General features: G+C 43.7%; 22 protein-coding genes. All 22 read left to right on the forward strand.

Features of this window, described 5'->3' with window-relative positions; genetic code table 11:
* Positions 1-17: 17 nt before the first annotated feature.
* The 22 genes from smc (at position 18) to clpQ (ending at position 22,404) form a co-directional block, all read left to right on the forward strand.
* Complete coding sequence (gene smc / locus NSQ09_RS14515; protein WP_341031824.1) at positions 18-3,578, forward strand: chromosome segregation protein SMC; 3,561 nt, start codon at positions 18-20, stop codon at positions 3,576-3,578.
* A 19-nt stretch (positions 3,579-3,597) separates the two neighbouring features.
* Entirely contained in the window at positions 3,598-4,587 is a 990-nt protein-coding gene (gene ftsY, locus NSQ09_RS14520; protein WP_017694859.1) for a signal recognition particle-docking protein FtsY, read from the forward strand.
* Positions 4,588-4,671: 84 nt separating this feature from the next.
* A complete protein-coding gene (locus NSQ09_RS14525) occupies positions 4,672-5,442 on the forward strand; it encodes an aminoglycoside phosphotransferase APH(3') (protein WP_026113604.1) in 771 nt (256 codons plus the stop codon).
* 130 nt (positions 5,443-5,572) lie between these two features.
* Complete coding sequence (locus NSQ09_RS14530) at positions 5,573-5,905, forward strand: putative DNA-binding protein (RefSeq protein ID WP_003238590.1); 333 nt, start codon at positions 5,573-5,575, stop codon at positions 5,903-5,905.
* A 13-nt stretch (positions 5,906-5,918) separates the two neighbouring features.
* Complete coding sequence (ffh, locus tag NSQ09_RS14535; protein ID WP_014113771.1) at positions 5,919-7,259, forward strand: signal recognition particle protein; 1,341 nt, start codon at positions 5,919-5,921, stop codon at positions 7,257-7,259.
* Between the two features lie 105 nt (positions 7,260-7,364).
* On the forward strand, positions 7,365-7,637 hold the full coding sequence (rpsP, locus tag NSQ09_RS14540; RefSeq protein WP_003220815.1) for a 30S ribosomal protein S16: 273 nt from the start codon (positions 7,365-7,367) through the stop codon (positions 7,635-7,637).
* Positions 7,637-7,882 (forward strand): KH domain-containing protein, encoded by a 246-nt coding sequence (locus NSQ09_RS14545; protein ID WP_014476792.1) that lies wholly within the window; start codon positions 7,637-7,639, stop codon positions 7,880-7,882. Before rpsP ends, NSQ09_RS14545 begins: the two co-directional genes overlap by 1 nt.
* Positions 7,883-8,003: 121 nt before the next feature.
* Positions 8,004-8,390, forward strand: coding sequence for a YlqD family protein (locus tag NSQ09_RS14550; protein ID WP_015715875.1), 387 nt, complete (start codon positions 8,004-8,006; stop codon positions 8,388-8,390).
* 4 nt (positions 8,391-8,394) lie between these two features.
* Positions 8,395-8,919, forward strand: a complete 525-nt coding sequence (gene rimM / locus NSQ09_RS14555; RefSeq protein WP_003232013.1) for a ribosome maturation factor RimM — start codon at positions 8,395-8,397, stop codon at positions 8,917-8,919.
* Positions 8,916-9,647, forward strand: coding sequence for a tRNA (guanosine(37)-N1)-methyltransferase TrmD (trmD, locus tag NSQ09_RS14560; RefSeq protein WP_017694861.1), 732 nt, complete (start codon positions 8,916-8,918; stop codon positions 9,645-9,647). The genes rimM and trmD overlap by 4 nt, the downstream gene beginning before the upstream one ends.
* Positions 9,648-9,786: 139 nt before the next feature.
* Positions 9,787-10,134, forward strand: a complete 348-nt coding sequence (gene rplS / locus NSQ09_RS14565) for a 50S ribosomal protein L19 (protein WP_003220825.1) — start codon at positions 9,787-9,789, stop codon at positions 10,132-10,134.
* 142 nt (positions 10,135-10,276) lie between these two features.
* The gene (gene ylqF / locus NSQ09_RS14570) at positions 10,277-11,125 is read left to right on the forward strand and encodes a ribosome biogenesis GTPase YlqF (RefSeq protein ID WP_003232007.1); all 849 of its coding nucleotides are present in this window, start codon (positions 10,277-10,279) and stop codon (positions 11,123-11,125) included.
* A gap of 70 nt (positions 11,126-11,195) precedes the next feature.
* Positions 11,196-11,963 (forward strand): ribonuclease HII, encoded by a 768-nt coding sequence (rnhB, locus tag NSQ09_RS14575; RefSeq protein ID WP_341031828.1) that lies wholly within the window; start codon positions 11,196-11,198, stop codon positions 11,961-11,963.
* Between the two features lie 31 nt (positions 11,964-11,994).
* Positions 11,995-13,725 (forward strand): hypothetical protein, encoded by a 1,731-nt coding sequence (locus NSQ09_RS14580; protein ID WP_341031830.1) that lies wholly within the window; start codon positions 11,995-11,997, stop codon positions 13,723-13,725.
* The gene (locus tag NSQ09_RS14585; protein WP_003232001.1) at positions 13,722-14,003 is read left to right on the forward strand and encodes a FlhB-like flagellar biosynthesis protein; all 282 of its coding nucleotides are present in this window, start codon (positions 13,722-13,724) and stop codon (positions 14,001-14,003) included. The genes NSQ09_RS14580 and NSQ09_RS14585 overlap by 4 nt, the downstream gene beginning before the upstream one ends.
* Before the next feature lie 172 nt (positions 14,004-14,175).
* Entirely contained in the window at positions 14,176-15,333 is a 1,158-nt protein-coding gene (gene sucC / locus NSQ09_RS14590) for an ADP-forming succinate--CoA ligase subunit beta (RefSeq protein WP_003244732.1), read from the forward strand.
* Positions 15,334-15,361: 28 nt separating this feature from the next.
* Complete coding sequence (sucD, locus tag NSQ09_RS14595; RefSeq protein WP_003238566.1) at positions 15,362-16,264, forward strand: succinate--CoA ligase subunit alpha; 903 nt, start codon at positions 15,362-15,364, stop codon at positions 16,262-16,264.
* A 60-nt stretch (positions 16,265-16,324) separates the two neighbouring features.
* On the forward strand, positions 16,325-17,218 hold the full coding sequence (gene dprA / locus NSQ09_RS14600) for a DNA-processing protein DprA (protein ID WP_003245871.1): 894 nt from the start codon (positions 16,325-16,327) through the stop codon (positions 17,216-17,218).
* Between the two features lie 187 nt (positions 17,219-17,405).
* Positions 17,406-19,481, forward strand: a complete 2,076-nt coding sequence (gene topA, locus NSQ09_RS14605) for a type I DNA topoisomerase (RefSeq protein WP_003245599.1) — start codon at positions 17,406-17,408, stop codon at positions 19,479-19,481.
* A 75-nt stretch (positions 19,482-19,556) separates the two neighbouring features.
* Positions 19,557-20,864 (forward strand): FADH(2)-oxidizing methylenetetrahydrofolate--tRNA-(uracil(54)-C(5))-methyltransferase TrmFO, encoded by a 1,308-nt coding sequence (trmFO, locus tag NSQ09_RS14610; RefSeq protein ID WP_003244725.1) that lies wholly within the window; start codon positions 19,557-19,559, stop codon positions 20,862-20,864.
* Positions 20,865-20,931: 67 nt separating this feature from the next.
* A complete protein-coding gene (gene xerC / locus NSQ09_RS14615) occupies positions 20,932-21,846 on the forward strand; it encodes a tyrosine recombinase XerC (RefSeq protein ID WP_003231988.1) in 915 nt (304 codons plus the stop codon).
* Positions 21,847-21,858: 12 nt separating this feature from the next.
* Positions 21,859-22,404 (forward strand): ATP-dependent protease subunit ClpQ, encoded by a 546-nt coding sequence (gene clpQ, locus NSQ09_RS14620; protein WP_003238555.1) that lies wholly within the window; start codon positions 21,859-21,861, stop codon positions 22,402-22,404.
* Positions 22,405-22,418: the final 14 nt, after the last annotated feature.

A 22,418-nucleotide genomic window follows, 5' to 3' on the forward strand; every position in this document is an offset into this window, starting at 1 on the left:
ACATAAGGAGGATCGCTATGTTCCTCAAACGTTTAGACGTTATAGGATTTAAATCATTTGCAGAACGGATTTCCGTAGACTTTGTTAAAGGCGTGACAGCAGTTGTCGGGCCGAACGGAAGCGGAAAAAGCAACATCACTGATGCCATTCGCTGGGTTCTCGGCGAACAATCGGCACGCTCTCTTCGCGGCGGAAAAATGGAAGACATCATTTTTGCCGGGAGTGATTCAAGAAAGCGATTAAATCTAGCTGAAGTTACGCTTACTCTTGATAATGATGATCATTTCTTGCCAATTGACTTCCACGAGGTGAGTGTCACAAGACGTGTGTACAGATCAGGTGAGAGTGAGTTTCTGATTAACAATCAGCCGTGCCGCTTGAAGGATATTATTGATTTATTTATGGACTCTGGCCTTGGTAAAGAAGCATTTTCTATTATCAGCCAAGGGAAAGTGGAAGAGATCCTGAGCAGCAAAGCGGAGGATCGCCGCAGTATCTTTGAAGAAGCGGCCGGGGTGCTTAAATATAAAACGAGAAAGAAAAAAGCAGAAAATAAACTGTTTGAGACACAGGACAATCTAAATCGGGTAGAAGATATATTACATGAGCTTGAAGGGCAGGTTGAACCTCTTAAAATTCAAGCTTCAATAGCGAAAGACTACCTTGAGAAAAAGAAAGAGCTGGAGCATGTTGAAATTGCGCTGACTGCCTATGATATCGAAGAGCTGCATGGTAAATGGTCGACTCTTAAAGAGAAAGTGCAGATGGCAAAAGAAGAAGAGCTTGCTGAATCGTCTGCTATTTCTGCGAAAGAAGCAAAGATTGAGGATACAAGGGACAAAATACAAGCGCTTGATGAGTCAGTAGATGAGCTCCAGCAAGTTTTACTGGTAACTAGTGAGGAGCTTGAAAAGCTTGAAGGCCGTAAAGAAGTCCTGAAAGAACGAAAGAAAAACGCTGTGCAAAACCAAGAACAGCTTGAAGAAGCCATCGTTCAGTTTCAGCAAAAAGAAACGGTTCTGAAAGAAGAGCTTTCGAAGCAGGAAGCTGTCTTCGAAACGCTTCAGGCTGAGGTGAAGCAGTTAAGGGCGCAAGTAAAAGAAAAACAGCAGGCTCTCAGTCTTCACAATGAAAATGTCGAAGAGAAAATCGAGCAGCTGAAAAGTGATTATTTTGAGCTGTTAAACAGCCAGGCTTCGATACGCAACGAACTCCAGCTTCTTGATGACCAGATGTCCCAATCCGCTGTCACATTGCAGAGACTCGCGGACAACAATGAAAAGCACCTGCAGGAACGGCGTGATATTTCTGCGCGTAAAGCCGCATGTGAAACGGAATTTGCCCGAATTGAGCAGGAGATTCACAGTCAAGTCGGTGCATATCGTGATATGCAGACAAAATATGAGCAGAAAAAGCGCCAATACGAAAAAAATGAATCCGCTCTGTATCAGGCATACCAATACGTTCAGCAAGCGAGATCAAAAAAGGACATGCTTGAGACGATGCAGGGAGATTTCTCCGGCTTTTATCAAGGTGTTAAAGAAGTGCTGAAAGCGAAAGAGCGCCTTGGCGGAATTCGCGGAGCGGTTCTTGAGCTGATTTCTACAGAACAGAAGTATGAAACGGCCATTGAAATAGCGCTCGGCGCTTCTGCTCAACACGTCGTGACCGACGATGAACAATCTGCCCGAAAAGCGATTCAATATTTAAAGCAGAATTCCTTCGGCCGGGCGACGTTTCTGCCTCTTTCTGTTATTAGAGACCGCCAGCTTCAAAGCCGTGACGCGGAAACAGCCGCCCGGCATTCATCATTTCTCGGGGTTGCCAGTGAACTTGTCACATTTGATCCTGCGTATCGAAGCGTCATCCAGAATCTTCTTGGAACCGTTCTGATCACAGAGGACTTAAAGGGTGCAAACGAGCTTGCGAAGCTTCTCGGGCACCGGTACCGCATCGTAACCCTTGAGGGAGATGTTGTGAACCCCGGTGGTTCAATGACGGGCGGCGCGGTTAAAAAGAAAAATAACTCCCTCCTCGGAAGAAGCCGGGAGCTAGAAGATGTGACGAAACGGCTCGCTGAAATGGAAGAGAAAACAGCACTGCTTGAACAAGAGGTCAAAACCCTTAAGCACTCCATTCAGGATATGGAGAAAAAACTGGCTGACTTAAGAGAAACCGGGGAAGGCTTAAGGTTAAAGCAGCAGGATGTGAAAGGCCAGCTGTACGAACTTCAAGTTGCCGAGAAAAATATCAATACCCATTTAGAGCTCTATGACCAAGAAAAATCTGCTCTGTCTGAAAGCGATGAAGAGAAAAAAGCGCGCAAACGCAAGCTTGAAGAAGAGCTCTCTGCCGTATCTGAAAAGATGAAACAGCTTGAAGAGGAAATAGACAAACTGACAAAACAAAAACAAACGCAATCCTCAACGAAAGAGTCTCTCTCCAACGAGCTGACTGAGCTGAAGATCGCTGAGGCCAAAAAAGAGCAGGCTTGCAAGGGGGAAGAGGACAACCTTGCCAGATTAAAGAAAGAGCTCACTGAAACAGAGCTTGCGTTAAAAGAAGCAAAAGAAGACTTAAGCTTCTTAACGTCAGAGATGTCATCTAGCACCAGCGGCGAAGAAAAGCTGGAAGAAGCAGCAAAACATAAATTGAATGACAAAACGAAAACGATCGAACTGATTGCATTAAGGCGCGATCAGCGCATCAAGCTTCAGCATGGGCTTGATACGTATGAGCGTGAGCTGAAAGAAATGAAACGTCTGTATAAACAAAAAACAACGCTCTTAAAAGACGAAGAAGTCAAACTCGGACGGATGGAAGTCGAGCTTGATAATTTACTCCAGTACTTACGGGAGGAATACAGCTTGTCCTTTGAAGGGGCAAAAGAGAAATATCAGCTTGAAACTGATCCAGAGGAAGCCAGAAAGCGCGTGAAGCTGATTAAACTCGCAATTGAAGAGCTGGGTACCGTGAACCTCGGAAGCATAGATGAGTTTGAGAGGGTCAACGAACGGTACAAGTTTCTGTCGGAACAAAAAGAAGATTTAACAGAAGCGAAAAATACCTTGTTCCAAGTGATTGAAGAAATGGATGAAGAAATGACGAAGCGCTTTAACGACACATTCGTCCAAATCCGCTCACACTTTGATCAAGTTTTCCGCTCCTTATTCGGAGGAGGGCGAGCTGAACTGAGGCTCACCGATCCTAACGATCTGCTTCATTCAGGAGTCGAGATTATCGCTCAGCCGCCGGGGAAAAAGCTGCAAAACTTAAATCTCCTGTCAGGCGGAGAGCGTGCGCTTACTGCTATAGCGCTCTTATTCTCAATCCTAAAGGTTCGTCCAGTGCCGTTTTGCGTCCTTGACGAAGTAGAGGCTGCGCTCGACGAAGCGAATGTGTTCCGATTTGCGCAGTATTTAAAAAAATACAGCAGTGATACCCAGTTTATTGTGATTACCCACAGAAAAGGAACGATGGAGGAAGCGGATGTGCTTTATGGCGTAACCATGCAGGAATCCGGTGTTTCCAAGGTAATCTCCGTTAAGCTGGAAGAAACAAAAGAATTCGTTCAGTAACGAGGAAAGAGGTTAAAAGATGAGCTTTTTTAAAAAATTAAAAGAGAAAATCACAAAACAGACAGATTCCGTATCTGAAAAGTTTAAGGATGGCCTTGAGAAAACAAGAAACTCCTTTCAAAACAAAGTGAATGATCTTGTATCCCGTTACCGTAAAGTGGATGAGGATTTCTTCGAAGAGCTTGAAGAGGTTCTTATCAGCGCGGATGTCGGTTTTACAACCGTTATGGAATTAATAGATGAGCTGAAAAAAGAAGTCAAACGCAGAAATATTCAAGATCCAAAGGAAGTCCAGTCAGTGATTTCTGAGAAACTGGTCGAGATTTATAACAGTGGAGATGAGCAAATTTCAGAACTGAACATCCAGGATGGGCGTTTAAACGTAATCCTTCTGGTAGGTGTAAACGGCGTCGGGAAAACAACAACGATCGGAAAACTTGCTTATAAAATGAAACAAGAAGGAAAATCTGTCGTACTTGCCGCCGGAGACACCTTCAGAGCGGGAGCCATTGAACAGCTGGAAGTGTGGGGAGAGCGTACAGGAGTGCCTGTCATTAAGCAGACGGCCGGAAGCGATCCGGCGGCTGTCATCTACGATGCTGTTCATGCTGCGAAAGCAAGAAATGCCGATGTATTAATTTGTGATACGGCAGGTCGTCTCCAAAACAAAGTAAATCTCATGAAAGAGCTTGAAAAAGTAAAACGTGTTATCGAAAGAGAAGTTCCTGAAGCTCCGCATGAGGTGCTGCTTGCCCTTGATGCCACGACCGGCCAAAATGCAATGGCTCAGGCAAAAGAGTTCTCTAAAGCAACAAATGTTACCGGCATTGCTTTAACGAAGCTTGACGGTACGGCAAAAGGCGGTATCGTCCTTGCGATTCGCAACGAGCTTCACATCCCGGTTAAACTAGTCGGTTTAGGAGAAAAAGTTGATGATCTTCAGGAATTTGATCCAGAATCCTATGTGTACGGACTCTTTTCAGATTTAGTGGAAAAAGCCGAGGATTAATGAATAAAAAGCGAGTATAAAATGGACAGTTTTATACTCGTTTTTTTATACGCATTGATATATCGGAATGGAGGGTGCAGATTGTTGGACAAATGGCTGAAAGCTGAATTGGAAAGAAAGATCGGCGCAATAAAACATATGTCGCTGTTGGATGAACAGGGAGGCACTTCAACCGTTCGAAAAATAGTGACAAGCCAAGGCGCATTTCTGTTGAAAAGCTCTTCTCAACAGAGGTATCGGGAATGGTTAAGGAGAGAAGCCCTTGTTTTACAAAAGCTTACCGAAACTCATCGTCTGCCTGTCCCTGTTTATTATGGGTTTATCCAGCAACAGCATTCCAGCCATATCGTCATGTCGTTTGAAGATGGAATTACACTGACTTCTGCTTTAAGGAAAGCAAAGGGGGATACTGAAAAGAAAAAGCTGATCAAAAGCTTCGGCCAGTTTCTCAAGCGTCTGCATGAAACCGAACTTGCCCCTGATTTACAGCCGGAAATAGATTGGCTCGATCTGCAAATCAAACGAGCCGGTGAATATGTCGAAAAAGGACAAGCTGAAGGCAGCGCAGGGCTTTTGAAGGAATTGGACGAGCACAGGCCTGTTCCTGTTCAGCAGACAATGATTCACGGTGACTGCACAACTGATAATGTGCTGGTGAAAGACGGAGAGGTCTATCTGTTTATTGATGCTGCGGGAATATCGGCGGGAGACCCGCGATATGATGAATCATTAGCGATCAGAAATTTTGTCACAAATGAAGCATTTCTCAATGCTTTTTACGAAGGCTATTGTCGCTATCGAGTATCTAAACAAGAATTTGAGTATTTTAACGGCGGTCTATATGAATTTTTCTGAAAAAACCGAATGAATTTATTATGCAAAAAGAGCAGCATGCTTTGACAAGATAAAAACTTGACAGTGTCAATAAAACCGTGTAAACTAAGTTATCGTAAAGGGATTTGACTTAACAAAGGGGAGAGCTCAAATGTCACTCGAAAAGACAACGAGAATGAATTATCTGTTTGATTTTTATCAGTCGTTGTTGACGTCAAAACAGAAGAGCTATATGTCGCTTTATTATTTGGACGATTTCTCCCTAGGCGAAATAGCCGAAGAATATGAGGTTTCAAGACAAGCTGTTTATGATAACATCAAACGAACAGAAGCGATGCTTGAACAATATGAAGAAAAGCTGCTCCTTTTGAAAAAGTTTCAGGAGCGTAAAGAGATGTTTAATAAGCTGAAGGAGCTTGCTTCCGGTTCAAAAGAAGAGGAAGAAATTACAGCTCTGATTGAAGCGCTTGAGAAATTAGATTAGGAGGCGGCAAACTATGGCATTTGAAGGATTAGCCGACCGACTGCAGCAGACGATTTCTAAAATCCGCGGAAAAGGGAAAGTCAGCGAACAAGATGTAAAAGATATGATGCGTGAGGTTCGTCTTGCGCTGCTTGAGGCTGACGTTAACTTTAAAGTAGTCAAAGATTTTGTCAAAAAAGTAAGTGAACGCGCTGTAGGCCAAGACGTCATGAAAAGTCTGACGCCCGGCCAGCAGGTCATTAAAGTTGTTAAAGAGGAACTGACTGAGCTGATGGGCGGCGAAGAGAGCAAAATCGCCGTCGCAAAAAGGCCGCCGACTGTTATTATGATGGTCGGTCTCCAAGGTGCCGGTAAAACGACAACAAGCGGTAAGCTTGCGAATCTGCTGCGCAAAAAGCATAATCGCAAACCGATGCTGGTTGCTGCCGATATTTACCGCCCAGCCGCAATTAAGCAGCTGGAAACACTCGGCAAACAGCTTGATATGCCTGTTTTCTCTCTTGGCGATCAGGTCAGTCCTGTAGAAATAGCTAAACAGGCTATTGAGAAAGCCAAGGAAGAACATTATGACTATGTCATTTTGGATACGGCAGGGCGCTTGCATATCGACCATGAACTGATGGATGAACTGACCAACGTCAAAGAAATCGCGAATCCGGAAGAAATTTTCCTGGTTGTCGATTCAATGACCGGTCAGGACGCTGTGAATGTTGCCAAAAGCTTTAATGAACAGCTCGGTTTAACCGGTGTTGTGTTAACTAAGCTGGATGGAGACACACGCGGCGGAGCTGCGCTTTCTATTCGCGCTGTCACAAACACGCCAATTAAGTTCGCAGGTTTGGGCGAAAAGCTTGATGCGTTAGAGCCGTTCCACCCTGAACGCATGGCATCAAGGATTCTCGGCATGGGCGACGTGCTGACATTGATTGAAAAAGCACAGGCCAGCGTTGATGAAGACAAAGCCAAAGAGCTGGAACAAAAAATGAGAACGATGAGCTTCACATTGGACGATTTTCTGGAGCAGCTCGGGCAAGTCAGAAACATGGGGCCGCTTGATGAGCTTCTGCAAATGATGCCGGGTGCAGGTAAAATGAAAGGCCTGAAAAACATCCAAGTTGATGAAAAACAGCTGAATCATGTGGAAGCAATCATTAAATCAATGACTGTTCTTGAAAAAGAACAGCCGGATATTATCAATGCCAGCCGGCGGAAGCGGATTGCAAAAGGAAGCGGGACATCCGTACAGGAAGTCAACCGTCTGCTTAAGCAGTTTGATGAAATGAAAAAAATGATGAAGCAGATGACAAACATGTCAAAAGGCAAGAAAAAAGGGTTTAAGCTACCTTTTATGTAATCGGTTATACATGATAAAACCGTTGTTAAGAAAAAACACTTTACAAACACTTTTATCATTGTTAATATACTATCTTGTTGAAATATTTTCGGAGGTGCTAGTAAAATGGCAGTAAAAATTCGTTTAAAACGTATGGGAGCAAAAAAATCTCCTTTCTATCGTATTGTTGTAGCAGATTCTCGTTCACCACGTGACGGCCGTTTCATCGAAACAGTCGGAACTTACAACCCGGTTGCAAAACCAGCGGAAGTAAAAATTGACGAAGAGCTTGCTCTTAAATGGCTTCAAACTGGAGCGAAACCATCTGATACAGTTCGCAACTTGTTCTCTAGCCAAGGAATCATGGAAAAATTCCACAACGCTAAACAAGGCAAGTAATGACTGATCAACACTTGGAAGATTTGATTGTCCACATTGTGACGCCGCTTGTTGATCATCCAGATGACATTCGCGTCATAAGAGAAGAAACCGATCAAAAGATTGCGCTGCGCTTATCTGTCCATAAGTCAGATACCGGTAAAGTTATCGGAAAGCAAGGCCGGACTGCAAAAGCGATTCGAACAGCTGTATTTGCAGCTGGCGCACAGTCTTCTAAGAAAGTTCAATTTGAAATATTTGACTAAAAGGGAGAGGGCCGGCACCTCCCCTTTTTTTACACGCAAAAAAAGGGTAAACTGATAGAAGCTTAGGCAAAATAGAAAAGCCTGGGCGAGTAAAAGTTTTAAAAGCGGGGAGCTTGGTGCGATGCAAATTATTCACCGTGTAGCCGTTATGCAAGTCTTAACCGAGCGCAGTAAAGAAAAGCTTTTAGCTTCTTTTGCCGAAAAGAAACAAATGCTTGAACGAGAATGCAGCCAGCTCTATTTTCAGCTTAGAAAACATGAGAAAGAACAGCAAAACCCTGATATGATAGAACAATTTAAAAAGGCAATAGAAAAGCGAAAAGATGATATGAAAATCATCGATTTTCAAATTGCTCAAGTACATACATTGCCGCTTGGCAGTGAGTTGAAAGAAAAGGAAGTCGATGCGCTGCTGACGATTGAAGCCGGGGATGACTGGCATGAGAAAACAGCAGCGAACACCATCGTCATAAAAGACGGAAAAGTAATTGAAATTCGCCAGAGGTGATCATATGACAAAGCGATGGTTTAATGTAGGCAAAATCGTAAATACCCACGGAATCAAAGGCGAAGTGCGGGTGATTTCAAAAACAGATTTTGCCGAAGAACGATACAAGCCGGGAAACACGCTGTATTTGTTTATGGACGGCCGTAACGAACCAGTGGAGGTAACGGTAAACACACATAGACTGCATAAGCAATTTCATCTCCTGCAGTTTAAAGAAAGACAAAACCTAAATGAAGTAGAAGAGCTGAAAAACGCAATCATTAAAGTTCCTGAAGAAGAATTAGGAGAGCTGAATGAGGGTGAATTTTATTTCCACGAAATTATTGGGTGTGAAGTATTTACTGAAGAAGGCGAACTCATCGGAAAGGTCAAAGAAATTTTGACGCCTGGAGCCAATGACGTTTGGGTCATCGGACGAAAAGGAAAAAAAGACGCACTCATTCCTTACATTGAATCAGTGGTCAAACATATCGATGTCAGGGAAAAGAAAATTGAGATTGAACTCATGGAAGGGTTAATAGACGAATGAAAATCGATTTTTTGACGCTGTTTCCCGAAATGTTTGAAGGCGTGCTCGGCTCATCGATTCTTCAAAAAGCCCAGGAAAAAGATGCGGTGCAGTTTCAAGTCGTAAATTTCCGGGAGTACTCTGATAACAAGCACAATACTGTTGATGATTATCCTTATGGCGGCGGGGCAGGCATGGTTCTCAAGCCTCAGCCTGTTTTTGAAGCGGTCGAGGACCTGACATCAAAGGCAGCCGCTGCTCCGCGTATTATTCTCGTATGCCCGCAAGGTGAGCGTTTTACCCAAAAAAAAGCCGAGCAATTAGCAAAGGAAGAGCATTTACTGTTCATTTGCGGCCACTATGAAGGCTATGATGAACGCATTCGCGAGCACTTGGTAACGGATGAAATATCAATTGGCGACTTTGTTCTGACGGGCGGTGAGCTCCCTGCAATGATGATCGCAGACAGTGTGGTCAGACTGCTTCCGGGCGTACTGGGCAAAGAGGCTTCCCATATTGAGGATTCCTTCAGCACCGGACTTTTAGAGCACCCGCATTATACAAGACCGGCAGATTACAAAGGTTTAAAAGTGCCTGAAACACTCTTGTCAGGAAACCATGCAAAAATTGAAGAATGGCGGAATAAAGAATCGATCAGAAGGACCTACCTAAGACGTCCGGATCTGTTGAAAGACTACCCGCTTACAGAGCAGCAAAGAAAGTGGATTTCTGAATGGGAAAAAGAATAGATTTTATTGCATAGGCTATGAAATTGTGATAAGATACTACTTGTGGCTTAAGCGGGCTTATCCGCTGCAAGCTTGAAAACGATGTTCCGCTGTGCCGGTTTTTGTGGCCAAGAGCATCTGTTGGAAGGAGTTGAAAACGATGCAAAAACTAATTGAAGATATCACAAAAGAACAGCTTCGTACTGATCTTCCTGCGTTCCGTCCTGGTGACACTTTACGTGTACACGTTAAAGTTGTTGAGGGTAACCGTGAGCGTATCCAGATCTTTGAAGGTGTTGTGATTAAGCGTCGTGGTGGTGGAATCAGCGAAACGTTCACAGTTCGTAAGATTTCTTACGGTGTTGGCGTTGAACGTACTTTCCCTGTACACACACCAAAAATCGCGAAAATCGAAGTTGTACGTTACGGTAAAGTACGCCGTGCTAAACTTTACTACCTGCGTGAACTTCGCGGAAAAGCGGCTCGTATTAAAGAGATCAGACGATAATGATAACGAACGAAAAGAGCTTGTTACCTGTAACAAGCTCTTTTTTTATACAGAATTTGAAAATGCCGGACAGGCATCGTAAAATACATAAAGGACAACAATGAATCATGCATACTGAAGATAAAGGCGGTGTTCGTGTCACATGACAATTCAATGGTTCCCGGGCCATATGGCAAAAGCAAGAAGGGAAGTAACCGAAAAATTAAAATTAATCGATATCGTATATGAATTGGTAGATGCCAGAATTCCAATGTCATCAAGAAACCCAATGATTGAAGATATTCTAAAAAACAAGCCGCGAATTATGCTGTTAAACAAGGCTGACAAAGCAGATGCGGCAGTTACACAGCAGTGGAAAGAGCACTTTGAGAAGCAGGGGATCCGCTCTCTGTCTATTAATTCTGTAAATGGACAAGGGTTAAATCAAATTGTGCCTGCATCAAAAGAGATCCTCCAAGAAAAATTTGACCGGATGCGTGCGAAAGGTGTGAAGCCGAGAGCGATTCGCGCTTTGATTATCGGCATTCCAAACGTCGGAAAATCAACACTCATCAACCGGCTTGCAAAGAAAAACATAGCAAAAACGGGAGACAGACCTGGTATTACGACTTCTCAACAGTGGGTCAAAGTTGGGAAAGAATTAGAGCTATTAGATACACCGGGAATTTTGTGGCCTAAATTTGAGGATGAACTTGTCGGTTTGAGACTGGCAGTCACCGGGGCTATTAAAGACTCGATTATCAATTTGCAGGACGTGGCCGTGTTTGGTCTTCGTTTTCTCGAAGAACATTACCCAGAACGGCTTAAAGAGCGTTATGGCCTTGACGAGATCCCAGAGGACATTGCCGAGCTGTTTGATGCAATAGGTGAAAAGCGGGGCTGTCTCATGAGCGGTGGGCTCATTAACTACGATAAGACGACTGAAGTCATCATTCGCGATATTCGCACTGAAAAGTTCGGCAGGCTGTCATTTGAACAGCCGACGATGTAAAGGCGCGCAGAAATGCGGGTCTTTATTTTTTCTTGGCTGAACCGATACATACAGTAAGGGAGAAGAGAAAGTGAATACATTAACCGTAAAGGACATTAAAGACCGTTTGCGGGAAGTGAAGGATGCACAAGACCCATTCATTGCCCAATGCGAAAACGACCCGAGAAAAAGCGTTCAAACGCTTGTAGAGCAATGGCTTAAAAAGCAAGCGAAAGAAAAAGCGCTGAAAGAACAATGGGTGAATATGACTTCCTATGAAAGGCTGGCAAGAAACAAGGGATTTCGCTTGATGGCAGGTGTTGACGAGGTCGGCCGGGGGCCATTGGCAGGACCAGTTGTCGCCAGCGCAGTCATCCTTCCAGAGGAATGTGAAATACTTGGACTGACAGACTCCAAAAAGCTTTCAGAGAAAAAACGCGAGGAATATTACGAGCTTATTATGAAGGAAGCACTGGCGGTCGGGATAGGAATTGTAGAAGCTACTGTGATTGATGAGATCAATATATATGAAGCTTCAAAAATGGCAATGGTGAAAGCGATACAGGATTTGTCGGATACACCTGATTATTTGCTTGTTGACGCAATGACACTTCCGCTCGACACGGCTCAGGCGTCAATTATAAAAGGCGATGCCAAAAGCGTGTCTATTGCGGCAGGTGCGTGTATCGCAAAAGTGACGAGGGACCGAATGATGAGCGCTTATGCTGAAACGTATCCCATGTACGGCTTTGAAAAAAATAAAGGCTATGGGACAAAAGAACATTTGGAAGCTCTCGCTGCATACGGCCCAACTGAATTGCACCGCAAAACTTTCGCTCCTGTTCAATCTTTCAGATAAATCACCATGGACAAGGAGGCACCTTTTTAAAATGAACATACGAAATGATGTGCAAAAGGCGCTGCAGCACCTTTTCGGGCGTACAGCCGACCCGCAGGTTACATCAAAAGTAAACGAAGCGCTAAACGGGGAGAAGCGTCTCCTCTTAGGAAAAGTGCTTCGTTTACTAGGAGATCAGCATGCCCTGATCCAAGTCGGCAATCAAACTGTTCAGGGAAAACTTGAAACCCAGCTTCGTCCTCAGGCATACTATTGGTTTTCCTACGAAAAAAAAACGGCAGAGCAAACAGGCCGTCTTCAGGTCGTTCAAAGCTTTGATCAAAATCCTAAAACCATTCAGGATGCAGCTGGCAAGCTTTTAAATGCCATGTCAGTGAAGACGTCAAACGCAGCTCTCATGATGACAGGAGCGATGCTGAAGAGCAAAACACCCGTAACAGAAAATGATATCAAAACAGCTGTCCGCTGGATGGACACGCTGCCTTCGCAAGACACAAAAAAAGCAGTTGAAACGGTTCTCTTCGCTTTAAAGCGTGATCTTCCCATTCACTCCGAGATTTTGAATGGTGTTCACGCTGTGAAATCGCCTGTTCCGTTGCATCAGCACGTATCCCAGCTGCTACAGGCAATCGACCAAAACCCTCAGCAGAGCCAAATGATGTCAAAGCTAAAGGAAGCAGTTACGGCGCTTTTAAATAGTGAAATCGATGTCCATGCAGAACGGCTGATTGATAAGCTTATTTCTTTAACCGACAATACGAAAGCACCTTTTCCGGCGAATACAGCTGGAAGCAGGGAGCTTAGCACACCAGCTGGCTCCCCCGGAAAAGCCAGCCTGCCGATTGCAAATCACACAGCAGAACAGGGAAGCATACAAGAAGAGCCTGTTAAAACAGCAGCAGACATTCCAATTAAAGAAGCCCGCCAGCTGCTGGTGAAGCTGACGGAATCTGCTGAAAAAAACAGTCTCCAAATTGTGAAAGAAGCAGCAAATTGGATTAAAGCGGCTGCTTCATCGGGTGATAGTAAGTCACTTGCAGCTTCAGCAGTTTTACAGGCGGCACAAGTCACAGACCAGGAAGCCGAAGTCTTTTTAAAGGCTGTTCAGCAGACAGCACCCCATTTGGCGGATAAGGCAGATGTTCTTTCTTTCTTATCCAAAGTGAAAATGGCAATCGGCGCAAGGGACGAGGTTGCGTTCATTAAAGCGTTTGAACAAGGAAGCGCAGTCACATCTGGCGAAATGCAATCCATCAAGCTGGCTCTTTCTGCCTTAAGAGCATCGCATGAGGTAGCCGAACCAGTCAAACAAGAAGCCGATCAGCTTTTTCATAAATTAAATGGCCAGCTTTTCATGCAGCAGGACCATCCATCATACAGCCAAATTGTAATGTCATTTCCGATGTTTTCGAAGTCAGGGGTTCAGGACATGACTGTTCTGTTTAAAGGAAAGAAAGAAGCGGATGGAAAGCTTGATCCTTCCCATTGCCGCCTTTTGTTTTTGCTGCAGCTTGATACACTAAAAGAAACCGTCGTTGATTGCTTGGTACAGCAAAAAGTCATGACCATTACAATAGAGACTGATTTCGAGCTGCAGGCTGCGATCGATCCGATGGTGCCCGCGCTTAAACAGGGGCTAAAGGAAATGGGGTACAGCCTTTCAGGGGTAAACGCTAAAAAAAGGGTTCACACCGAAGAAAAGGCTTCAATCGATCAATATATAACAAGTATCAGTGATCAGGAAGTGGATGTGAAAATATGAAAGAGCAGACACCGATCAGAAAAGCTGTTGCTCTCCATTATGACGAACAAAAAGACAAGGCGCCGAGAGTGATTGCCACAGGGAAGGGCCATGTAGCTGACAACATTATCAAAGAAGCGAAAAAAGCAGGGGTCCCGATTCAAGAAGATCGGACCCTTGTCGAATTAATGCGCCATTTGACGGTAGATGATCAAATTCCTGAAGCTCTTTATGAAACGGTAGCCGAGATTTTTTCATTCATTTACAAATTGGACGAAAGCGTAAAAAACAAAAAATAGCTAAAATATTCCCCATCCTCCTTTGAAATTTATGTTTTTAATAAAGTAAAAGTTTGAATGTTTAGAAGGATTAAAAGATTTTGCATCGAACTGTAGACAATTCTTCCAGTATTATTATAGAATGAAAGCGCAGTCTATTTTAGTTTTGTTACATAAGTTAGGAGGATGGGAAATGAATATCCATGAGTACCAGGGAAAAGAAGTCCTCAGAAAATATGGGGTATCTGTTCCTGAAGGTAAAGTGGCTTTTACAGCAGAAGAAGCAGTTGAGAGTGCAAAGAGCTTATCCAGCTCGGTTTATGTCGTAAAGGCTCAAATTCATGCTGGCGGTCGAGGCAAAGCTGGTGGGGTAAAAATAGCAAAATCATTAGACGAAGTAAAAGCGTATGCCGAAGAACTATTAGGGAAGACCCTAGTTACACATCAGACGGGTCCGGACGGCCAAGTAATAAAACGCTTACTTATTGAAGAAGGCTGCGATATTAAAAAAGAATATTACATCGGTCTAGTGCTTGACCGCGCCACTTCAAGAATCGTTTTGATGGCTTCTGAAGAAGGCGGAACGGAAATTGAAGAGGTTGCGGAGAAAACACCGGAAAAAATCAAAAAAGCTGTCATTGATCCGGCTGTCGGCCTTCAAGGCTATCAAGCCAGAGAAATTGCATTCGCTATTAATATTCCAAAAGAGCTCGTGGGAAAAGCTGCTAAATTTATGCTTGGACTATATAAAGCGTTTGTTGAGAAAGACTGCTCAATCGCCGAAATCAATCCGCTTGTTGTTACCGGCGACGGAAATGTGATGGCGCTTGATGCAAAATTGAATTTTGACAGCAATGCGTTGTACCGACAAAAGGACATTATGGAATACAGAGATTTGGATGAAGAAGATCCGAAAGAAATTGAAGCGTCCAAATATGATCTAAGCTACATTTCCCTTGATGGAAATATCGGCTGTATGGTAAACGGCGCGGGGCTTGCAATGTCCACGATGGATATTATCAAGCATTATGGAGGAGAACCGGCCAACTTTCTTGATGTGGGCGGCGGTGCAACCGCTGAAAAAGTCACGGAAGCATTTAAAATCATTCTTTCTGATCAAAACGTTAAAGGGATTTTTGTCAACATTTTCGGCGGCATTATGAAATGTGATGTCATCGCAGAAGGGGTTGTTGAAGCGACTAGACAAGTTGGTTTGACATTGCCGCTTGTCGTCCGTCTTGAAGGCACAAACGTGGATCTAGGGAAGAAAATCCTTAGTGAATCAGGATTAAACATTACATCTGCGGAATCAATGGCTGACGGCGCGCAGAAAATCGTATCCTTAGTTTAAGAAAGAATGAAAGGCAGGGGACCAAATAATGAGTGTTTTCATTAATAAAGATACAAGAGTTATTGTGCAAGGGATTACAGGTTCTACCGCTTTATTTCATACGAAGCAGATGCTTGAATACGGCACAAATATCGTTGGCGGTGTAACACCTGGAAAAGGCGGAACAGAAGCGGAAGGTGTTCCTGTATTTAATACAGTGGCTGAAGCAGTTCAAACGACCGGCGCTAACGCGTCTGTTATATATGTGCCCGCACCGTTTGCAGCTGATGCGATTATGGAAGCGGTAGATGCGGAGCTTGATCTCGTGATTTGTATCACAGAACATATCCCGGTTTTGGATATGGTGAAGGTCAAACGCTTCATGGAAGGCAAGAAAACGAGACTGATAGGGCCGAACTGTCCTGGTGTCATTACGCCTGAAGAATGTAAAATCGGCATTATGCCCGGATACATCCATAAAAAGGGTCATGTAGGCGTTGTATCACGTTCAGGAACATTAACATACGAAGCGGTGCACCAGCTCTCAGAAGCGGGTGTAGGGCAATCTACAGCTGTTGGAATCGGCGGCGACCCTGTAAATGGAACAAACTTTATTGACGTTTTAAAAGCGTTTAACGAAGATCCTGACACACACGCAGTCATCATGATTGGCGAAATCGGCGGTACTGCCGAAGAGGAAGCGGCAGAGTGGGTAAAAGCCAACATGACAAAACCGGTAGTCGGTTTTATCGGCGGTAAAACAGCACCTCCTGGGAAGCGCATGGGGCATGCAGGCGCCATTATTTCCGGCGGAAAAGGGACAGCTGATGAAAAAATCAAAACCCTTAATGCATGCGGAATCGAAGTTGCAGAGACACCTTCTGTCATGGGTGAAACCTTAATCAAGGTGCTGAAAGAGAAGAACTTGTTCGAAACTTGTAAAACGCATTAATAAAAAAGGGACAGCCGTCAAGGCTGTTCCTGCTTTTTCTAACAAAAGGAGGTCAATCTATTGGATCAGGCCGCTGTCTGCCTAACGATTTGCAGAATCAATCAATTATTATCCCCATCCCTTCTATTAAAATGGTGGAAAGCCGATCCGTCTATGTCGCTGACATCACCCGTGTTACAAACGGTTACTCGTGATCAAATAAAAGCAGCTGCATTAAAAAACGAAATAGAACAATTTTATCCAAAGCTCCCGCGTGTACTTGCTGCTTATCGTGAGCAAGGCATTAACACCATCCCTATTTCTTCAAAGCAATATCCTTTCTGGCTTAAAAGCATTTATGATCCCCCTGCCGTACTGTTTGCAAAAGGTGATATGACTCTTCTTTCGAAAGGGAGAAAAATTGGAATTGTAGGCACAAGAAATCCAACAGCTTATGGGAAACAAGTTGTCAATCATCTTACAAAAGAGATCTGTCGTAAAGGTTGGGTGATTGTCAGCGGACTGGCGTCTGGGATAGACGGAATGTCCCATGCTGCAAGTATTAAGGCGAAGGGGCGGACAATTGGCGTCATTGCAGGCGGATTTCAACACATTTATCCCCGAGAAAACCTTCAGTTAGCAGATCACATGGCTAAACACCATATCCTGCTGTCAGAGCACCCACCTGAAACGAAACCCCAAAAATGGCATTTCCCTATGAGAAACCGTATTATCAGCGGACTAAGTGAAGGCGTTATTGTCGTTCAGGGCAAAGAAAAAAGCGGTTCGCTGATTACTGCCTATCAAGCATTGGAACAAGGGAGAGAGGTATTTGCCGTACCCGGTTCATTATTTGACCCTTACGCCGGAGGTCCTATAAAACTGATCCAGCAGGGGGCTAAAGCCATATGGTCAGCAGAGGATATTTTCGAGGAACTTCCTGAGAGAAACGTTCAATATACGGAACCCTTTTGAATTATCGTTTGACAAACGGTATTGTAATATTTAATAATAGTGAGGATTTAAAGTTGCATATTGTTTTCTATTTAATTAATGACGTTCATGATAAAGAATGAAATGTTGAAAGCCAAATAAAGACAGCTGCAAAAATAAAATTGAAATATCTTGAAAAGAGAGAGAACACCTCTTGAGGGGGATGAAAATGTCTGATTATCTAGTCATCGTGGAATCGCCCGCTAAGGCGAAAACGATTGAACGTTACTTAGGTAAAAAATATAAAGTAAAAGCATCAATGGGACATGTCCGGGATCTTCCAAAAAGTCAAATGGGAGTTGACATAGAACAGAATTTTGAACCGAAATATATTACCATTCGAGGTAAAGGCCCGGTATTAAAAGAGCTGAAAACGGCTGCGAAAAAAGCCAAAAAAGTGTATCTCGCAGCCGACCCCGACAGAGAAGGGGAAGCGATTGCATGGCATTTGGCACACAGTCTTGATTTAGATCTCAACTCAGACTGCCGTGTGGTGTTTAACGAAATTACAAAAGACGCTATTAAGGAATCGTTTAAGCATCCACGCATGATCAATATGGATTTAGTGGATGCACAGCAAGCGAGACGTATTTTAGACAGGCTTGTCGGATATAAAATCAGTCCAATCTTATGGAAAAAAGTCAAAAAAGGGCTTAGCGCAGGACGCGTGCAATCCGTTGCCCTCCGTTTGATTATTGACCGTGAAAAAGAGATTAACGACTTTAAGCCCGAGGAATATTGGACAATTGACGGTACGTTCTTAAAAGGTCAAGAAACCTTTGAAGCGAGCTTTTTCGGGAAAAACGGCAAAAAACTTCCTTTAAATAGTGAAGCTGATGTAAAAGAGATTCTTTCTCAGCTCAAAGGGAATCAATATACAGTTGAAAAAGTAACCAAAAAGGAACGCAAACGTAATCCCGCTTTGCCTTTTACCACTTCTACCCTGCAGCAGGAAGCGGCTCGCAAGCTCAATTTCAGAGCGAAGAAAACGATGATGATTGCACAGCAATTATATGAAGGAATTGATTTAGGAAGAGAAGGAACGGTTGGTCTGATCACGTATATGAGAACGGATTCAACCCGTATTTCAAATACGGCTGTTGATGAAGCAGCTGCATTTATTGATCAGACTTATGGAAAAGAGTTCCTAGGCGGAAAACGGAAGCCTGCGAAAAAGAATGAAAATGCCCAGGATGCCCACGAAGCAATTCGGCCGACATCAGTTCTTAGAAAACCAAGTGAATTAAAAGCAGTCCTCGGCAGAGACCAAATGAGACTGTATAAATTAATTTGGGAGCGTTTTGTTGCCAGCCAAATGGCACCGGCTGTTCTCGATACAATGAGTGTCGACCTGACAAACAATGGTTTGACATTTCGTGCAAATGGAAGTAAAGTCAAGTTTTCCGGGTTTATGAAGGTTTATGTTGAAGGAAAAGACGACCAAATGGAAGAAAAAGACCGGATGCTGCCTGACTTACAAGAAGGCGACACGGTATTATCAAAAGATATAGAACCTGAGCAGCATTTTACCCAGCCGCCTCCGCGATATACTGAGGCCCGGCTTGTTAAAACCCTTGAAGAACGCGGTATCGGCCGTCCATCCACATATGCTCCGACACTTGATACTATTCAGCGGCGCGGCTACGTGGCATTGGATAATAAACGTTTCGTTCCGACTGAATTAGGTCAGATCGTTCTTGACTTGATCATGGAGTTTTTCCCCGAGATCATTAACGTTGAGTTTACAGCTAAAATGGAGAGAGATCTTGATCATGTTGAAGAAGGAAATACCGAATGGGTCAAGATTATCGATAATTTCTACACCGATTTTGAAAAACGCGTCAAAAAAGCCGAATCGGAAATGAAGGAAGTTGAGATTGAACCAGAGTATGCTGGAGAGGATTGTGAATTGTGCAGTTCTCCAATGGTATATAAAATGGGACGGTACGGTAAATTCTTAGCTTGCTCCAACTTCCCTGACTGCCGGAACACGAAACCGATTGTGAAACAAATCGGTGTGAAGTGCCCGAGCTGCGGAGAAGGAAACATTGTTGAGCGAAAATCGAAAAAGAAACGGGTGTTTTACGGCTGTGACCGTTATCCGGACTGTGAATTCGTATCATGGGACAAACCAATTGAACGAAAATGCCCGAAATGCGGAAAAATGCTCGTCGAGAAAAAACTCAAAAAAGGCATACAAGTCCAATGCGTGGAATGCGATTATAAGGAAGAACCACAGAAGTAGCGGTGAGCAGGGTCTTGCTCACCTTCTTTGTGTGTTAAAAGAAGACCTTGAATAATAAACTAGGAGATGTGAAAGATGAACCAACAAACAGTGAATGTAATCGGAGCCGGACTCGCAGGAAGTGAAGCAGCATGGCAGCTTGCCAAACGGGGGATTCAAGTCAAATTGTATGAAATGCGGCCAGTTAAACAAACGCCTGCGCACCATACAGATAAATTTGCCGAGCTTGTCTGCAGCAACTCTCTTCGCTCTAATACACTTGCTAACGCTGTCGGTGTATTAAAGGAAGAAATGCGTGCACTTGATTCAGCCATTATCGCGGCGGCTGACGAATGTTCGGTGCCTGCCGGGGGCGCTCTTGCAGTAGACCGTCATGAATTTGCCGCAAGTGTGACAAATCGGGTGAAAAATCATCCAAACGTAACCGTTATTAATGAAGAAGTGACTGAAATTCCTGAAGGCCCCACTATCATCGCAACGGGTCCGTTAACATCAGAATCGCTGTCTGCCCAGCTGAAGGAGCTGACTGGAGAGGACTATTTATATTTTTATGACGCAGCGGCGCCGATTGTAGAAAAAGACAGCCTTGATATGGATAAAGTGTATCTGAAATCCCGTTATGATAAAGGTGAAGCAGCATATTTGAACTGCCCGATGACAGAAGAAGAGTTTGACCGTTTTCATGAAGCATTAACATCAGCAGAAACAGTGCCGTTAAAAGAATTTGAAAAAGAGATTTTCTTTGAAGGCTGCATGCCGATTGAAGTCATGGCAAAACGGGGTAAGAAAACAATGCTTTTCGGTCCGATGAAACCGGTTGGTCTAGAGCATCCTGTTACAGGAAAACGCCCTTATGCCGTCGTTCAGCTCAGACAGGATGATGCTGCGGGAACACTTTATAATATTGTAGGATTCCAGACACATTTAAAATGGGGAGACCAAAAGGAAGTTCTCAAGTTGATTCCAGGGCTTGAAAATGTAGAAATCGTCAGATATGGCGTGATGCATAGAAACACATTTATTAACTCTCCAAGCCTGTTAAAGCCGACTTATCAATTTAAAAACCGCAGTGATCTGTTCTTTGCAGGCCAAATGACGGGAGTAGAAGGATATGTGGAATCAGCTGCCTCAGGACTTGTAGCAGGCATTAATGCGGCGAAGCTTGTATTGGGAGAAGAGCTTGTGATCTTCCCTCAGGAAACAGCAATTGGCAGTATGGCACATTATATTACAACAACAAACCAGAAGAACTTCCAGCCGATGAATGCAAACTTTGGGCTTTTGAAAGAATTGCCAGTTAAAATTAAAAATAAAAAAGAACGAAATGAACAATACGCGAACCGTGCGATTGAAACAATTCAAACAATTTCGAAAACAATATAGGTATTGATTGCAACCTGAGCGCGATTTGTGATACCATTTAAAAGCCCTTCCTGGGGAGGTATTAGGCATGGAGAATGTTAAGAATTTCGTAAAGTTATTCGTTGAATATTTACAAATTGAAAAAAATTATTCACAATATACTATTGTGAATTATGTGGATTCAATTGAAGAATTCGAGACTTTCCTGCGCGTTCAAGGTATAAATGGATTTGAAGAAGCTGCATATCAAGATACTAGGATTTTTTTGACAGAAGCCTATGAAAAAGGTTTATCGAGAAGAACAATAAGCAAAAAGATATCTGCATTAAGAAGCTTTTATAAGTTTCTGATGCGGGAAAAGCTTATTGAAGAAAATCCGTTTCAGCTTGTTCATCTGCCAAAACAGGAGAAACGGATACCGAAGTTTCTATATCAAAAAGAGCTTGAGGAGCTGTTTGAAGTTTCAGATATAAGCCAGCCGGCCGGAATGAGGGATCAAGCGCTGTTAGAGCTGCTCTATGCCACTGGAATGAGGGTCAGTGAATGCTGTTCCATAACTATTAACGACGTTGATTTATTTATGGACACTGTGCTTGTTCACGGTAAAGGCAAGAAGCAGCGCTATATCCCCTTTGGGTCTTATGCCCGCGAAGCGTTGAAGGTATACATGAATAGCGGAAGACAGTGCTTGCTGATGAAGGCAAAAGAACCTCATGATCTATTATTCGTAAATCAAAGAGGCGGACCGCTTACAGCCCGTGGCATCAGACATATTTTAAGCGGGCTTGTTCAAAAAGCGTCAAGCACTTTACATATCCATCCGCATATGCTTCGACATACGTTCGCCACGCATCTGTTAAATGAAGGAGCGGATTTGAGAAGCGTTCAAGAACTGCTCGGGCATTCCAATCTGTCTTCTACACAGATATACACGCACGTTTCGAAGGAAATGTTGAGAAACACATATATGTCTCACCATCCAAGAGCATTTAAGAAAAATTAAAGGAGGCCCTTTATGTCATCTTTTCATGCGACCACAATATTTGCCGTACAGCATAAAGGACGAAGCGCTATGTCCGGAGACGGCCAAGTAACATTTGGTCAGGCTGTTGTCATGAAACACACGGCACGGAAAGTGAGAAAACTGTTTAACGGCAAAGTTCTTGCTGGTTTTGCGGGATCTGTTGCAGACGCTTTTACTTTATTCGAAAAGTTTGAAGCTAAGCTTGAAGAATATAACGGCAACTTAAAACGGGCGGCTGTTGAGCTTGCAAAGGAATGGCGCAGTGATAAAGTGCTAAGAAAGCTCGAAGCCATGCTGATTGTTATGAATCAGGATACTTTGCTTCTCGTATCGGGAACAGGCGAGGTGATCGAACCAGATGACGGCATTCTCGCGATTGGATCAGGAGGCAATTACGCTTTGGCAGCGGGAAGAGCACTGAAAAAGCATGCCGGGGAAAGCATGTCTGCAAGTGAGATTGCCAGAGCCGCGTTAGAAACAGCAGGCGAAATTTGTGTTTACACGAACGATCAAATCATACTGGAAGAGCTTGAATAGAAAGGACTTGAGGC

Source organism: Bacillus sp. FSL W8-1202 (assembly GCF_038006165.1).
GTDB lineage: Bacteria > Bacillota > Bacilli > Bacillales > Bacillaceae > Bacillus > Bacillus subtilis.

What these genes read in the sequence shown, in the direction of transcription:
- smc (WP_341031824.1), top strand. Translation starts at nt 18, where the DNA reads ATGTTCCTCAAACGTTTAGACGTTATAGGATTTAAATCATTTGCAGAA.
- ftsY (WP_017694859.1), top strand. Translation starts at nt 3,598, where the DNA reads ATGAGCTTTTTTAAAAAATTAAAAGAGAAAATCACAAAACAGACAGAT.
- NSQ09_RS14530 (WP_003238590.1), top strand. Translation starts at nt 5,573, where the DNA reads ATGTCACTCGAAAAGACAACGAGAATGAATTATCTGTTTGATTTTTAT.
- ffh (WP_014113771.1), top strand. Translation starts at nt 5,919, where the DNA reads ATGGCATTTGAAGGATTAGCCGACCGACTGCAGCAGACGATTTCTAAA.
- rpsP (WP_003220815.1), top strand. Translation starts at nt 7,365, where the DNA reads ATGGCAGTAAAAATTCGTTTAAAACGTATGGGAGCAAAAAAATCTCCT.
- NSQ09_RS14545 (WP_014476792.1), top strand. Translation starts at nt 7,637, where the DNA reads ATGACTGATCAACACTTGGAAGATTTGATTGTCCACATTGTGACGCCG.
- NSQ09_RS14550 (WP_015715875.1), top strand. Translation starts at nt 8,004, where the DNA reads ATGCAAATTATTCACCGTGTAGCCGTTATGCAAGTCTTAACCGAGCGC.
- rimM (WP_003232013.1), top strand. Translation starts at nt 8,395, where the DNA reads ATGACAAAGCGATGGTTTAATGTAGGCAAAATCGTAAATACCCACGGA.
- trmD (WP_017694861.1), top strand. Translation starts at nt 8,916, where the DNA reads ATGAAAATCGATTTTTTGACGCTGTTTCCCGAAATGTTTGAAGGCGTG.
- rplS (WP_003220825.1), top strand. Translation starts at nt 9,787, where the DNA reads ATGCAAAAACTAATTGAAGATATCACAAAAGAACAGCTTCGTACTGAT.
- ylqF (WP_003232007.1), top strand. Translation starts at nt 10,277, where the DNA reads ATGACAATTCAATGGTTCCCGGGCCATATGGCAAAAGCAAGAAGGGAA.
- NSQ09_RS14580 (WP_341031830.1), top strand. Translation starts at nt 11,995, where the DNA reads ATGAACATACGAAATGATGTGCAAAAGGCGCTGCAGCACCTTTTCGGG.
- NSQ09_RS14585 (WP_003232001.1), top strand. Translation starts at nt 13,722, where the DNA reads ATGAAAGAGCAGACACCGATCAGAAAAGCTGTTGCTCTCCATTATGAC.
- sucC (WP_003244732.1), top strand. Translation starts at nt 14,176, where the DNA reads ATGAATATCCATGAGTACCAGGGAAAAGAAGTCCTCAGAAAATATGGG.
- sucD (WP_003238566.1), top strand. Translation starts at nt 15,362, where the DNA reads ATGAGTGTTTTCATTAATAAAGATACAAGAGTTATTGTGCAAGGGATT.
- topA (WP_003245599.1), top strand. Translation starts at nt 17,406, where the DNA reads ATGTCTGATTATCTAGTCATCGTGGAATCGCCCGCTAAGGCGAAAACG.
- trmFO (WP_003244725.1), top strand. Translation starts at nt 19,557, where the DNA reads ATGAACCAACAAACAGTGAATGTAATCGGAGCCGGACTCGCAGGAAGT.
- xerC (WP_003231988.1), top strand. Translation starts at nt 20,932, where the DNA reads ATGGAGAATGTTAAGAATTTCGTAAAGTTATTCGTTGAATATTTACAA.
- clpQ (WP_003238555.1), top strand. Translation starts at nt 21,859, where the DNA reads ATGTCATCTTTTCATGCGACCACAATATTTGCCGTACAGCATAAAGGA.